This is a genomic window from Streptomyces sp. NPDC054932 (genome assembly GCF_053610205.1).
Genome location: NZ_JBSGXU010000089.1, coordinates 18,062 through 31,446 on the forward strand (window position 1 = coordinate 18,062; position 13,385 = coordinate 31,446).

The 13,385-nt window shown below is 67.2% G+C and carries 10 protein-coding genes and 1 pseudogene; 6 read left to right on the plus strand and 5 right to left on the minus strand.

The window, feature by feature from the left end; translation table 11 throughout:
- The first annotated feature begins 1 nt into the window (after window position 1).
- On the plus strand, window positions 2-3,442 hold the full coding sequence (locus ACWGE1_RS23235) for an nSTAND1 domain-containing NTPase (RefSeq protein ID WP_453422405.1): 3,441 nt from the start codon (window positions 2-4) through the stop codon (window positions 3,440-3,442).
- A 371-nt stretch (window positions 3,443-3,813) separates the two neighbouring features.
- On the opposite strand, the gene ACWGE1_RS23240 is transcribed toward ACWGE1_RS23235, so the two are convergent.
- Complete coding sequence (locus tag ACWGE1_RS23240; protein WP_453422406.1) at window positions 3,814-4,131, minus strand: ArsR/SmtB family transcription factor; 318 nt, start codon at window positions 4,129-4,131, stop codon at window positions 3,814-3,816.
- Between the two features lie 101 nt (window positions 4,132-4,232).
- Between ACWGE1_RS23240 and ACWGE1_RS23245 the strand changes: the two genes are divergently transcribed.
- Window positions 4,233-4,577 (plus strand): putative quinol monooxygenase, encoded by a 345-nt coding sequence (locus ACWGE1_RS23245; protein ID WP_453422407.1) that lies wholly within the window; start codon window positions 4,233-4,235, stop codon window positions 4,575-4,577.
- A 327-nt stretch (window positions 4,578-4,904) separates the two neighbouring features.
- Here the strand turns inward: ACWGE1_RS23245 and ACWGE1_RS23250 are convergent, their stop codons facing one another.
- Window positions 4,905-5,111 (minus strand): hypothetical protein, encoded by a 207-nt coding sequence (locus ACWGE1_RS23250; RefSeq protein ID WP_453422408.1) that lies wholly within the window; start codon window positions 5,109-5,111, stop codon window positions 4,905-4,907.
- A gap of 604 nt (window positions 5,112-5,715) precedes the next feature.
- On the opposite strand from ACWGE1_RS23250, the gene ACWGE1_RS23255 reads away from it, so the two are divergent.
- Entirely contained in the window at window positions 5,716-5,934 is a 219-nt protein-coding gene (locus ACWGE1_RS23255; protein ID WP_453422409.1) for a three-helix bundle dimerization domain-containing protein, read from the plus strand.
- A gap of 245 nt (window positions 5,935-6,179) precedes the next feature.
- Here the strand turns inward: ACWGE1_RS23255 and ACWGE1_RS23260 are convergent, their stop codons facing one another.
- Window positions 6,180-6,461 carry a carbohydrate-binding module family 14 protein gene (locus ACWGE1_RS23260; protein WP_453422410.1) on the minus strand — a complete coding sequence of 94 codons (282 nt, stop codon included), beginning with the start codon at window positions 6,459-6,461 and terminating at the stop codon, window positions 6,180-6,182.
- Window positions 6,462-7,184: 723 nt separating this feature from the next.
- On the opposite strand from ACWGE1_RS23260, the gene ACWGE1_RS23265 reads away from it, so the two are divergent.
- Both ACWGE1_RS23265 and ACWGE1_RS23270 read left to right on the plus strand, forming a co-directional pair.
- Window positions 7,185-8,861, plus strand: coding sequence for a CHAT domain-containing protein (locus tag ACWGE1_RS23265; protein ID WP_453422411.1), 1,677 nt, complete (start codon window positions 7,185-7,187; stop codon window positions 8,859-8,861).
- Window positions 8,862-9,151: 290 nt separating this feature from the next.
- Complete coding sequence (locus ACWGE1_RS23270) at window positions 9,152-9,712, plus strand: hypothetical protein (protein ID WP_453422412.1); 561 nt, start codon at window positions 9,152-9,154, stop codon at window positions 9,710-9,712.
- On the opposite strand, the gene ACWGE1_RS23275 is transcribed toward ACWGE1_RS23270, so the two are convergent.
- Both ACWGE1_RS23275 and ACWGE1_RS23280 read right to left on the minus strand, forming a co-directional pair.
- Window positions 9,660-10,574, minus strand: coding sequence for an IS5 family transposase (locus ACWGE1_RS23275; RefSeq protein WP_453422413.1), 915 nt, complete (start codon window positions 10,572-10,574; stop codon window positions 9,660-9,662). The genes ACWGE1_RS23270 and ACWGE1_RS23275 overlap by 53 nt on opposite strands.
- 45 nt (window positions 10,575-10,619) lie before the next feature.
- A pseudogene (locus ACWGE1_RS23280) lies at window positions 10,620-10,967 on the minus strand (transposase); the annotation flags it as partial.
- A 336-nt stretch (window positions 10,968-11,303) separates the two neighbouring features.
- Between ACWGE1_RS23280 and ACWGE1_RS23285 the strand changes: the two are divergent.
- Window positions 11,304-13,310: an FG-GAP-like repeat-containing protein gene (locus ACWGE1_RS23285; protein ID WP_453422414.1), complete on the plus strand. Its 2,007-nt coding sequence runs from the start codon at window positions 11,304-11,306 to the stop codon at window positions 13,308-13,310.
- Window positions 13,311-13,385 lie beyond the last annotated feature (75 nt).

Consider the following 13,385-nt stretch of genomic DNA (forward strand, 5'->3'; position numbering starts at 1 on the left):
CGTGCGCCGCGAGGGCTTCGTCGTCAAAGTGCGGGCCAAGGCGTCGGAGGCCCCTGTCGGCGTCGGGTTCATGGTGGGCCCCAATCAGGTCGTGACCTGTGCCCATGTGGTCAACGTGGCGTTGGGACGTGAGAAGGACAGCCGTGGCCAGCCCGCTGACGGAGCAAGAATCCAGGTGGAGTTCGTGCTGCTGGGTGATGCCGAGGGAGGGCCGGTCCGAAACTGCCGCATCGATGCCTGGGATCCTCCACCGGGGGCCGGGTCGGCCGGCCGTGACGTTGCAGGCCTCTCAATCGTGGGCGGTGATCTGGTCCCCGTCGGGGCAGGTGCGGCAAGGCTTCTCGACTCCCGCATGGGGATCGCGGGTGGAAGAGAGGTTGCTGTTTTCGGCTATCCCGGCAATCCGCCTCGTGAGGTCAACGGAGCGTGGACCTCCTGCGTCTTACGCGGGGCCGTCGGTGGTGGTCTGATTCAGCTGGATGCCGCGAGCGAGGCCGCGCTGCGGGCTCAGCCCGGATACAGCGGGGCTCCCGTCATCGTTTCAGACCGCTGGGGTGATGCCATCGTGGGCATGGTCGCCGTGGCGAGCCGAGGCGGTGCCGCGGGTGATGCCTACGCGGTTCCCGTGGCCGAGATCGTGGCGTCCTGGTCGGACGTCCTTGGGCGTAGCGCGCTGCCGGCCTGCCCGTACAGGGGTTTGCAGGCGTTCACGGCGGACGACGCCAAGGCCGGGTACTTCGTCGGCCGTGAACGGGAGGTCGGCCGTCTGCGGGACATGGTTCGCGTTCAGCCGCTCGTGGTGGTGACCGGTCCGTCAGGGGTGGGAAAGTCCTCGCTGGTGGCAGCCGGCCTCGAGCCGGCCTTGGCCGAGGATGGATGGTCCGTTGCAACGTTCCGGCCCGGCGGGTCTCCGTACGCAGCCGTGGCTCGGGCCCTGCTCGGGCTCGAGCAACCCGGCACCAACCACTCCCTGGAGCAGCTGGAGCAACGCATCCAGGCATTGCGTGTCGAAGGTTTCTGGGCGGTCGCCAGCAAGGTCTCGTTGCTTACAGGGCGTCGTATCGCGTTGATCGGTGATCAGTTCGAGGAGGTCCTCAACGGCGGCCCCGAAGACGAGAAGCCGCTTGAGTTCCTTCAGGCGATGTTTCCGCCTCCCGACACGCTGCAGAGCGAGCACGTCAGGCTCATCTGCACGCTGCGCGCCGATTTCCTGCCCGATATGCTCTCGATGCCCAACGTCGGCCCGCGCCTCCAGGATCGGCAGCTGAACGTGTCCCCCCTCGATGAGGCGGCGTTGAGCCGTGTGATCGTCGAGCCTGCCACGCTGAGCGGCGTCACCTTCACACCGGGCCTCGCCGCAGCCATCGCGGCAGAAGCCAGCAGGTCTGCCGGGAGCCTGCCCCTGCTGGAGTTCGCTCTGACCGAGCTCTGGCCGCTGCAGGAGGACCGGCGGGTCAGTTTCGACAGCTACTACAGCCTCGGAGGCGTCTCGGGGGCTCTGAACCAGCACGCCGAGAAGGCGTACCGCCTGCTGTCCGAGCATGTGCACGCGGCACGCATTCGGCGGGTGTTGCTCGCCATGGTCCGCGCGCGTGGTGGGGCGTCGAGCGCCGTACGGGTGACCGCGCAGCGCTCTCATCTCGGTGATGACTGGTACGTCGCTCAGCTCTTGGCTGCTCCGGATCTCCGGCTCGTCGTGATCGGGCCCGGCGGGCCCGACACGGCTGAAATCGCACACGAGGCGCTCATCCGGGAATGGCGGCGGCTCGCGACCTGGGTCGATGAGGATGCGGACTTCCAGCAATGGCTGGCGGTGGTGGAAGAGCGGGCATCGGAAGGTGACCTTCTTTCCGCCACGCGGGTCGCGGAGGCGCAGCGTTGGGTCGGCGAGCGCAGGCCAGACATACCTCAGGAGGTCGTGAACCTCATCGAGCACAGCAGCTCAGTGATCCTTGAGCAGCAGAAGACCCGCCGCCTCCTCAGCGAGTCGCAGGAGATCACTGAGCAGTTGCGTGAGCGCTCCGATGAACTGGAAAGGCGGCAGCGCGACCTCCAGGTGGCCAATGCAGCGCTCGAGGAGAAGGCCGGACTGCTGGCGGAGGAGAACCGCCGGGTCGAGACCAAAATGCAGGAGATCGAATATGCGCGGCGATTGCTGGAAGAGCGGGCAGAACAGCTCGCCCTGTCCATGCGGCACAAAACTGACTTCGTGGCGACCATGTCGCACGAGCTGCGCACTCCCCTGAACTCCCTGCTGATCTTGGCAAGGATCCTGGCCGAGAACCCTGATCACAACCTTTCTCCGAAGGAAGTGGAGTTCGCGGAGACCATCCACGGCGCGGGTTCGGACCTGCTGCAACTGGTGAACGACATTCTCGACCAGTCTCGCATCGAGGCCGGCCGCATGGACGTCACGCTCACCACGGTCGCGGCTTCCCAGGTCGGTGACCAGCTGTTCCAGATCTTTGAACCGCTGGCCAAAGATAAGCATCTGGAGTTTTTGGTGCTGGTCGATGATGACGTGCCCATTCTGCAGACTGACGAGCGACGTCTCCAACAGGTCTTGCGAAATCTCCTGTCGAACGCCGTGAAGTTCACCGATCAAGGGTCTGTGGCGCTGACCGTCCATCGGGCTGGCGCAGGCGTACCGCGGGGCATCCGGGAGCTGATGCTGGCGAGCGGATCCCTGAGGGACCTGGGCAGCGACGTGATCGCCTTCTCCGTGACGGACACCGGTATCGGCATCTCGAACGAGAACATAGATACGATATTCGAGGCTTTCCGGCAGGCTGATGGCACCACCAGCCGGAGGTACGGAGGGACGGGTCTGGGTCTCACCATCAGCCGGGAGATCTCGAGGCTCCTCGGTGGAGAGATCCACGCAACGAGCGAACCGGGCGCCGGGTCCACCTTCACACTGTTCCTGCCCAACGACCCGCCTGCGGAACGGGATGGGGACACCGCCAGCTCAATGCCGGCAGCGCCCAGGAATTCCGCTGCCCCCTATCGGGCTGGACGGCGCATCACCGACACACAAGCGTCACCGTCGGCCGCCGCGCAGACGGCGCTCCCCCGGATCGTCCTCATCGTCGACGACGACGTCCGCACTGTCTTCGCCCTGGCCACGTTGCTGGAGACCAGAGGCTACGCGGTTCTCTATGCAGAGCACGGGCGGGAGTGCATCGAGATGCTGACCAACGATTACAAGGTCGACATCATTCTCATGGACATTTCGATGCCGGTCATGGACGGCTATGCAACCATGACCCAGATCAGGCGATTACCTCAGTTCGCCGGGACGCCCATCATCGCGCTCAGCGGCAAGGCGATGCCGGGCGATCGGGAAAAGGCCGTGGAAGCCGGCGCATCCGACTACATCACGAAGCCCGTTGACGGCGACTACATCCTGTCAATCCTCGAGGAATGGATTCCTTTGACGTGAAGTTCTGCCGGGGACGCACGGAACCGGCTGCATAGACGCCGTGCAGGGATGCACCTCGCCTCCACCACGCTCGCCGCCCAACCACACACCGCCCGCCGGGCAAAACAGCGGCCATCCCGACCGGAAACCTGCCCGCGGGCACAGCCGGATCCCGCGTCGGTGCCCGGAGGTACTCTCCCCGGTGGACCAGCTCCGCCACGACGTGCCGACCGGTGTTCCCGGTGACACCCGTAACCGATGCCGTCACGGTCGAACCCCTTTCGTCCCCGACTGCGCCAAGGGCTGAACCCGGCTTGAGGTCAAGAAGGCCCACAGCGCGGGCTGAGCGGGCCAGGGCGCCAGGCGTAAATGGGGCTGGCCCGCTCATGGGCTCACACCTCCGGCTCGGCTGCCACGATGCCCAGCAGTCCAGGAAACCGCTGCTCGATGTCGGCCCGGCGCAGGCTGGCCATCCGGCTGTTGCCCCGGTCGACCTGCCGGATCAACCCGGCCTCGCGCAGTGCACGGAAGTGGTGCGTGACGGTCGCCTTGGAGACCGGCAGCCCGAACGAGCTGCACGTCCGCGCCGCGCCATCGGGTTCGGCTGCCAGCTCACGCACCACTCGGCGGCGCAGCGGATCTGCCAGCGCGGAGAGTACCGGGCCGAGCTCGATCTCCTCGACGCTCGGGTGGCCTTCACCGTCGGGCATTCGGAACACCTCCCTTCAGGTATGGATTGCATCGTACCTACTGGTTCGGTAGCGTCCAGCAGGTACGAGATTGACCGTACCTATCAGGGGGAGAACCCTGCATGACCCAGCCCTTCGCACTCGTCGGCACCGCTCACCCCAAACCCGAACGCGCCGAGGAGTTGAAACAGCTCCTGCTCTCGTTCGTCGAGCCGACCCGACAGGAGTCCGGCTGCCTCGAATACCACTTCCACGAGGATCGCAACGACCCCGGCGTCTTCGTCTTCTACGAGGCTTGGCGCTCCCAGGCCGATCTCGACGCCCACCTCGCCCTCCCCCACATGCAAGCCTTCTGGGAGCGGCGCATGGACTACCTGGAGACCGACCTCGACATCCGATTCCTCGCCATGCACAGCCCCTACCAGTCGGCCTGCCGGACTGGAGCGCGGCCTCTGACACCCCAGTGACGCCGCGCCGAACTCAAACCTCTCGACGGACCCCGGCCTCGCGGTACGGCCGGACGCACGTGCGCGCTCCATACGGGCTGGTCCGCGGTGAGGCGGCCCAACCCTCCACCAACCAGGCACGCCACCGGTTCCGCCTCCTGGCCTGCGCATGCAAACTGCCTGACGAGCAATCGATCCGGCCCGGGGCTGCGCCGTAGCGGGGGCCGGGTGCGGATTGACGGTGGGGAGTCCCTGTGCTCGTGTCCGGGCATGCGGCGATGTGACAGAGCCCGGCCGAGGTGGCTAGGGGCCCGGCCGGGCTCTGCGTGCGTGGGGTACCTGCTGCGCTCAGAAGTCTTCGCGCAGGCCGTCGCGCTCGTCGCGCGGGTCGCGCTCCTCGCGGCGCCGCTCCATCTCCTCGGGGCGCCGGCCGCGGGTAGGAGTGCCGGGCTCGGGGTGGACCGGGTCCTGACCGGGCCGCTGCGGGCGCTGGGGGCGCTGCTGCTCCTCGCGGCCCTTGCCCGGTTCCTGGCGCTTGTCCTGCTGACCGCCCATGACGGCGACTCCTTGATGCGTGGGGGGTGTGGATTCCACCCGCCACGCTGACACGGCACGTCACCACTCGCACCCTCTCGGCCACGGATCGTGGCGGACGGGTGACGGCCTCGACCCCGGTTCGGATGCGTCGGAATGCAGCCCCGGGATCCGCCACCGAGGACGGGCGCAGCCCCGCCCCCGCGCCGTCAGGAGCCGATCGCCATGCTGGAGCGCACACTGCGCAAGGACCGCACCCGGATCACCTTCATCCTTCCCGCCCTCACCCCGCCCGGTCCCGTCAGCGTGGTCGGTGACTTCAACGACCGGCAGCCCGGCGCCCACACCCTGCGCCCCCGCAAGGACGGGAAGCGGGCTGTCACCGTCGAGTTCCCCTCCGCGAGCACGCACGCCTTCGGGTATCTGGCGGCCGGTGACCACTGGTTCAACGACGACAGCGCCGACGACCGGGAAGGCCCCAACAGCCGTTTGCACACCTGGTTGGCCCCCGGCGTGACCGGGGCAGACGCGGGTAGCCGCCGACCGAGCGGCAATGGCCCGGCGCCCCTGCTGAAGGCCGCTCCCCGAGACCGAGGCAAGCGATCCCCGAGGGGGCCAAGGCACAATGCCGGCGGAAGCAGAAGATGCCCTCACCATCCGCAATGTCACCGAACGCCTGATGACAGCACACCCTCATCTGGACGCCGCACTGGTGCGAAGCTCCGTACAAACTGCGTATGACGAGCTCAAGTACGCACGTGTGCGAACCTACCTGCCCATCCTCATAGAACGCAGAGCCAAGGACCTGCTGGGCTCCGACGGACACACGGCACCCGAAACCTGACCCTCAAGCGGCCGGGCCCGGCACGGCTTCCGCGGCCTGCGACAGCATCGCCTCAACCGGTGGTCGCACCATCACCAGGGGCCTCCCTCACGGCTTGCCCGCCCCTTCTCCAGGTCCGCCAGACCAGCCGGAAGGCGCTCTGCAGGGCGGCCGTCGCGTCATCCATCCGAGCCATCCGAGGGGCGCCCGCACGACCGGACACGGGGGGGCGCTGCCCCACGCCCTTCCGGGGCCGGCGGGGGTGGCTAGTTGCGGAGGTGATCGCCTTCGACGCGATTGGCCTGTTCGGGGTAGTTGCAGGTCAGCAGCTTGAGGTCCCAGTGCAGGCCGGCGGGGCATTCGAAGCGGTAGGCGACGCCGTTGGAGCATTCCCAGAACTTCGTGAAGTCGGCATCCCCGTAGTACTGGTTACCACCGGGGCATTCCTTGGTGACGGGATGCGGTTCGTCGGCGGCCATCGCCTGCGGCACTGTCGCACCGGCCAGGATCAGGCCGGCGACGGCAGAGGCCATGCTGAACTTCTTCATCGGTTTCTCCTCCGTTGATCGGATGACGCGTTGATCAACGGCAGTCAAGGGAAGAAGGCACGCAGCCGCCAGATCTCTTCCGGCCGACAGGCGAGGATGCCCCGGACCCAAGCATCGGAATTGTCCATCTCAGGCCAGGCAGCACGCTCAGCCACAAGCCAACTGTGATTGAGCGTGCGCTACTTGCCCGCTGCACGCTCCAGCTGGCCAGCTGAGCACGCCAATCTGCCCGTTGGGCACCTCTGTTAAGGGTGCCGCCGGGTCGCTGCCGGAGCCTGGGCAGCGCCTCGTGGATCATTTGTCGAGCCGGATGAGGGTATGGCGAGAGTGATCGCGGCCGGATCACCCCGGCCGCCAAGCGCAGGCTCAAACAGATCCAGTACCGCCCGGGCCTGGTCGGCGGGTGCCTGGCCAGCACCGGCTTGATCACGGACGCTGACCAAGTTCAGTAGCGGTGCGACTCCCGTCTCGGCGGATCCCGCCAACTGGCGGGTTGTGACCGCGCTTCCGTGCTAGCTACGCCATACGCAGGCGCTGCTCGAATCTGCGGGGCTGAGACGTCACGGAAGTGGCCACAACACCGACGCCGACGCGGCAGCGGGGTTCCTGCCCGGGCAAGGCATTCAGGAGCGCCAGGCTCCAGATACTCACTCCGCTCACCGCCACACCTCCGATGGCAAAGGCCCAGGCGTATCACAAGGATTCCCCACCGGCTGACTCCTTGTGGCGATACGCTGCCGTTCCGTCATCGCAAGCTTGGCCGGGCAGCCTGGAGGTCCGATGATCAAGGTTCTCACTCTCTTCGCCAACCCTCGGGGCTCGAGTCAGCTCCGACTCGGGGAAGAGGATCGGACCATTCGTGAATGCTTCCGCCGGGCGCGAAACAAAGATCAGATCGAGCTCACCGTCAGACACGCCACCACGGTTGACGATGTACGCCGGGCCCTCTTGGACGACGATTACACGGTAGTGCATTTTTCTGGCCATGGGACACGGACCGGGCTGGCCTTCGAGCATCCGGACGGCTCTCTCTACATTCCACCGCAAGAGGTTTTCGCCGAACTCCTCGCCGAATACACACTGTCCCTGTCCTGCGTCGTCCTCAACGCCTGCTACTCGGCCCACCAAGGCGGTTTCGTATCACTGGGCCTCCCTTACACAATCGCCATGGAGGCGCCCATCTCGGATCGCTCGGCAATCGCCTTCAGCGAAGCGTTCTACGACTCTGTCGCGGCGGGGAAGGGGATCGACTTCTCCTACCGCCAGGGAGTGCTTGCTCTGCGCCTTGCCAAATGTGCCGATAGTGCGGTTCCGATCCTCCTCCAGCTCGGCGAGCAATGGCAGCCGCCTTCAAGCGAACCCGACGCTGAGTTCACAGACAGAGCAGAGGGCAACACGGAGGGAATCCCGGGTGCACCCCGCTCCAGTTCCATCATTGGCGTGGCTTTGGATGTGTCGGGGTCCATGGAGACCAACTTCGACAACCAATCAGTGGACACAAGCAGCCGGCTGGAGGCAGCGCGGTCTTCGTTGAGCCGGTCCTTCAATTCCCGCTCGCTACGCGCCGCGACGGGCGAGGGCGGCACGCAACTCGACGTCGCAATTTTCGGGTACGTCTTCGGCTTACGTGATGGCGCTGTGTGCGATCTCCTGTCACTCGTGAGGGCAGCCAAGACGCTTGTCCAGCGCCGGGTGGCGGAACCCCGGAATCAGGAATTACAGAGCGCTCTGGGAGAACTCGGGAAGATCGCCAACAGCAACGGACTGGGCAACTTCTTCAAGGCCTTTGAGGACGGAGCACGAAGGGCGGCCATCTCGGGAATGGCGAGAGAGCTCAGCGAGGTAGCACACCAGATGGGTGATACTACTTTAACCCTGGGGGATTTCGAAAACGAGTGGCAGGAGGGCTCCGTTCGGCTGGCCGATGCGGAATCCTTGATTTACGGCAGCACGCCCATGCTCGAGGCCATGTGTGCAGTCAGGGATCGCTTCGCCAGGGAGATGGAAAAGGCCACGACGCCCAAGAAGAGCGCAATTCTCCTCCTGATCTCCGACGGCGAGTCCACCGACGGAGACCCCGTGCCGGTCGCAGAAGAGATTCGAGAGATGGGCGTCACCGTCGTATCCTGCTATCTCACAAGCCGTGACGTTGCATCACCCCGGAATCTGGTGTCCGAGCCAGCCCCGGACTGGCCCACCGGCGCAAAGGCGCTCTTTGAGATGGCTTCGCGGCTCGACATAAATTCTCCCCTCTGCCGCTATCTTCTACGACAGGGGTGGCGGGTGGAGAAGGATGCTGGTTGTTTCGTCCAGGTCAATCACTCCGTTGTGCTCGATGAGTTTGTCGGTGCGGTCACCAGCCATGCGTCAGAAGGCGGCATCCTCCCCAAGGGATGGTGAAAGCGGTTCAGCGATGCCCATCAAGGGCATTCCGGCCAAGGCCGGCGGCCGCGGACCCGGGCCTGGGCGTCCTCCACGTCGTTCGACTGCACGGAGGCTCTGCCCGGGGCACCGATGCCGGCCTCGCCTGACTCACCGACGCCGCCCGGTCGTACGTCGGCGTGCGCGGCCGACCGTGTCCTGGCCTTGGATGAGGACTGAGGCGCGCAATCGACGTCAGAAGCCGTATCTCAACCGAACTTGATCCGTTGATTCCTGCTGTTCAGGCATGGTTTCGCTCGAGGTGAGGGATGTATCCGACGTCTTGTTTCCGCTTCGTGGTCGAGGGGTGCGCGGTGGCGTCGGTGCTGGAGGGACGAGAGGCGGCTGCCCGCGTGCGGGTGGAGGGCCTGCGGGAGGAAGCCGCACGGGTTGCCGAGATGTTGGAGGCAGCCGAGATCGAGCTGGACCGGAGGGTGATCGCGCGGGAGGAGCTGGTCGAGGCCCTGGCGGACTGCGCGGCCGAGACCGTAGCCGTGACGGCGGAGGAAGAAGCGGCAGCCTCGTTCGCGCCGGTGGCGGGCTCGGTGGTGCCGCCCTGGCGGGACGGGCTGCCGGTGACGGTTCTGGCACCGGACTGTCAGCGGATTCTGGGCGTGCTGGAAGAGGGACGAGGAACGGGTCGAGGGCCGCTCCGGGCCAAGGAGATCACGGTGGAGCTGAGCCTTGCCACGACATCGGCGAAGGTCGAAGGGGTACGGTCGAAGGCCAGGCGGTTGGCGGAACGCGCGTGGCTGTTCCCGGAGACGTCGGGGGCGTTCAGCGCCGGTCGGCGGCCTGTGGCCGTGCCGGACGGCGGCTCATCCGTGTGACCATCGACCACTGGATCACCGCCTCGCTGGTCGCCGGCATGGCTTCGTAGTCGCGGGCCAGGCGGCGGGAGTTCATCAGCCACGCGAACGTGCGCTCTACCACCCACCGCCTCTGCAGCACCACGAATCCCTCCATGTCGTCGGTGCGTTTGACGACCTCCAAGGTCAGGGAGAGTTTCTGACAGCACCGGTCGACGATGGGGCCGGTGTAACCGCCGTCGGCCCAGACAAGGGTGATGTCGCGGTGCAGGCGACGCAGCCGCGAAAGCAGGCCCACCGCAGCGTCCCGGTCGCCGATGTTCGCGGCCGTGACCGCGACGGCCAGGAGCAGACCGAGCGTGTCGGTCACGATGTGCCGCTTGCGGCCCGGCACCTTCTGCCCGCCGTCGTAGCCGCGTGACCCGGACGGCACCGAGGCCGCGGCCCGCACCGACTGCCCCTCGATGATGCCTGCCGAAGGCTCCGCCCGGCGGCCCTCGCGCTCCCTCACCCGGCCGCGCAGCCGGTCGTGGAACTCGGCGATCAGCCCGTGTTCGCGCCACCGGCGGAAGAAGGCATAGACCCGGCCCCAGGCGGGGAAGTCCGCGGGCATCGCCCGCCAGGAGATCCCGCCCGCGACCAGGTAGCGGATCGCGTCCAACATCTGGCGGTGGCAGTAGCCCTCCGGCTGCCCGCCCCGGCCCAAAGGCCACGCTGGCACCGGCAGCAGCGGGCGGACGGCCGCCCACTCCGCGTCCGTCATGTCCGACGGATACCAGCGTTCCCGGTCTGGGTGATCAGCCGCTTTGCCGTACACGTGCGCGAGGCAATCGCACGACACGGCGGACGAGTTGAACTCGGTAGGCGCGGGCGAGTACGACAACAGGGCCTCCCGGCATCGCTCGGTCAGATTCGCATCCCCGAGCTACCGAGAGGCCCTGATGTGGGCGGATTCGAGGACGGCGCGGGAGAGGTCGAGGAGGCTGGCGTCGTCGAGGCGGTGCAGGATCTCCTCGTGCAGCCGGCCCCACACCCCGTCCCTCGACCAGATCAGGAACCTGCGGTGGGCCGTCGACTTCGATATCCCGAAGCAGGGCGGCAAGGCCCGCCAGGCGCAGCCGCTGACCAGGACGTAGATGATCGCGGCGAACAGCGTCTCATCAGGTGTGTCCTGCGTCCCGCCGCCCTGAGACCGCACCTTTGACGGTGGGATCAACGGCTCCGCGATCTCCCACAGCCCGTCCGGAACAATCCAACTCCAAGCACCCCGCCCCATATGGGGGGTCAACGAGGCCTCACCACATAGGACACGGTCTAAGTCCACTTCGCTGATTCGGAGCGAAGGCGAGCCCAGCGAAGTGGATCAAGGCCAGGCCCTCATGCGGGCCGGTGCTGGCCACTCGCTGTCAGAATGCGAATGAGTGAAACCCATTGGCGAATAGAACTGATATTCCGTCAGTTACGGTGCGTGCACGCGCAGTCTGCTTGAAGGTTGCCCAGCCATTACTATTTCCATGATCGTCGGGCAATCGAAGCGGCTTCCCCTCGCGCCATGTGCCCGATTCATCCCCGTCCGCTCGGGCGGGCGGTTCACTCTTACGAAAGCGACGTCATGGCTTTGCGCATACGACGAAGGCTGCCCGCGGCGTTGACCGTGGCCGCCGCGGTCCTCGGGACCACAGCTCCACTCGCAACCGCCGCTCCCGAACCCACCACCAACGCCGGTGCGCCGTACGCGGTCGAGCACGGCGCCTACCCGGGCGCCGAATCCGTGCTGGCCGCGACCGGTGCCAAACTGGTGGACGGCGACGGTGGCATCACCCAGTCCTCCTGCGACCAGCCACACCAGATCGCCGTCTGGGCCCGTCCCATCACGCTGCCTCTGCACCGCATTTGCTTCTCCGCACCCGGCGACACCGGATTCCTGGCACTTTCTGTCCCCGACACGTTCCGCGTCCAGAGCCACGGCCGGGACCTGCGAGCCAGCCTCACCACTGACGGCGCGAGCCAGACCGTCAACGTCCCCCGAGACACCGTGGTCGGCGTGGGTGAGGGTGCCGCTACCGGTTCAAACTCGGCGCTGCTCGAGCTGCGCGTCACCGGGTCCAGCACCGCCACGCCGCAGCAGCCGGCCGGAGACAACCCGTACGCCTACCTCGGCAAGCTCCGCATCGGCGACACCCGGTCCTGCACGGCGGTACTGATCGACCCCCGCTGGGTGATGACGGCGAAGAGCTGCTTCGCGGACAAGCCCGCGGAGAGCATCACCGTGGCCGCCGGCGCGCCGAGGAACCGGACCACGCTCACCATCGGCCGCAAGGACCTCAACGCGTCCGGCGGGCACACCACCGAGATAGCCGACCTGGTGCCGCACGCCGACCGCGACCTCGTCATGGCCCGCCTGGCACAGCCCGTGTTCACCATCACCCCCGTCGGCGTCTCCGGCACCGCCCCCGCGGCCGGCGCTCAGGTCACAGTCCCCGGCTTCGGCCGCACCGCCCAGGACTGGGCTCCGGCCCAGGCCCACAAGGCCGACTTCACCGTCGGCACCGTCGCCGCGGGCGAGTTCGACCTCACGCCCAAGACCCCTGCCGACGCCACCGTCTGCCAGGGCGACGCCGGCGCGCCCGCCCTGCAGACCGTGAACGGCACCACGCTGGTCGCCGGCATCACGAGCCGGTCCTGGCAGGGCGGCTGCCTCGACGGCGCCGACGCGAAGACCACCTCGTACGACACCCGGGTCGACGGGCTCGGCAACTGGATCGGGTCGCTGACCTCTCGGCGCTCGGCCGCGGTCAACGAGGCCGGCGCCAACGACCGCATCCGCTGGGCGGACTTCGACGGCGACGGCAAGCCCGACTACCTCAACGTCGCCGACAACGGCTCGGTGTCCGTGTGGCTGAACCGCGGCGGCAACCCGGCCGGCGCGAACGGCTGGCAGGGCATCGGCCAGGTCGCCACCGGCCTGACCACCGACCGCAACCGGGTCCGCTTCGCGGACTTCGACGGCGACGGCAAGGCCGACTACTTCCTCATCAACACCGACGGCTCCGTCGAGGTCTACCTCAACCAGGGCGGCGACCCGGGCAACGGCTGGAAGCACCTGGGCAAGGTCGCCCACGGCGTCACCAACGACGCGAGCAAGGTCCGCTTCGCGGACTGGGACGGCGACGGCCGCTCCGACTACCTCGCCTTCGCCGACAACGGCGCCGTCACCGTGTACCTCAACCGCGGCGGCGACCAGTCCGGCAACGGCTGGCCCGCCAGCAAGATCGCGTCCGGTGTGACCAGCGACCGCAGCCGCATCCGCTTCGCCGACAACGACGGTGACGGCAAGGCCGACTACCTCTACGTCAAGCCCGACGGCAAGGTCGACCTGTACGTCAACCGCGGCGGCGACGCCGTCCCGAGCACCGGCTGGAAGGTCGTGGGCCAGATCGCGACCGGCACCACCACCGACCACACCCGCGTCCAGTTCGTCGACTTCAACGCCGACACCCACGCCGACTACGTGGTCTCCGGCAACGGCAACAGCGCCTCCGTCTGGCTGTGGAACGGCGGCGACCCGGCCGGCGGCAACGGCTGGAACGGCATCGGCGTCGTGGCCAGCGGCACCTGAGCCGCCCCGGACCCCCATCGCTCGAGTCGCTGTGACTCGGCTGATCCACCGGCCGTCCTCCGCCCTGCCCTGCAG

What these genes read in the sequence shown, in the direction of transcription:
- ACWGE1_RS23260 (WP_453422410.1), bottom strand. Translation starts at nt 6,461, where the DNA reads ATGAAGAAGTTCAGCATGGCCTCTGCCGTCGCCGGCCTGATCCTGGCC.
- ACWGE1_RS23285 (WP_453422414.1), top strand. Translation starts at nt 11,304, where the DNA reads ATGGCTTTGCGCATACGACGAAGGCTGCCCGCGGCGTTGACCGTGGCC.
- ACWGE1_RS23245 (WP_453422407.1), top strand. Translation starts at nt 4,233, where the DNA reads ATGACCCAGCCCTTCGCACTCGTCGGCACCGCTCACCCCAAACCCGAA.
- ACWGE1_RS23270 (WP_453422412.1), top strand. Translation starts at nt 9,152, where the DNA reads ATGTATCCGACGTCTTGTTTCCGCTTCGTGGTCGAGGGGTGCGCGGTG.
- ACWGE1_RS23240 (WP_453422406.1), bottom strand. Translation starts at nt 4,131, where the DNA reads ATGCCCGACGGTGAAGGCCACCCGAGCGTCGAGGAGATCGAGCTCGGC.
- ACWGE1_RS23255 (WP_453422409.1), top strand. Translation starts at nt 5,716, where the DNA reads ATGCCGGCGGAAGCAGAAGATGCCCTCACCATCCGCAATGTCACCGAA.
- ACWGE1_RS23250 (WP_453422408.1), bottom strand. Translation starts at nt 5,111, where the DNA reads ATGGGCGGTCAGCAGGACAAGCGCCAGGAACCGGGCAAGGGCCGCGAG.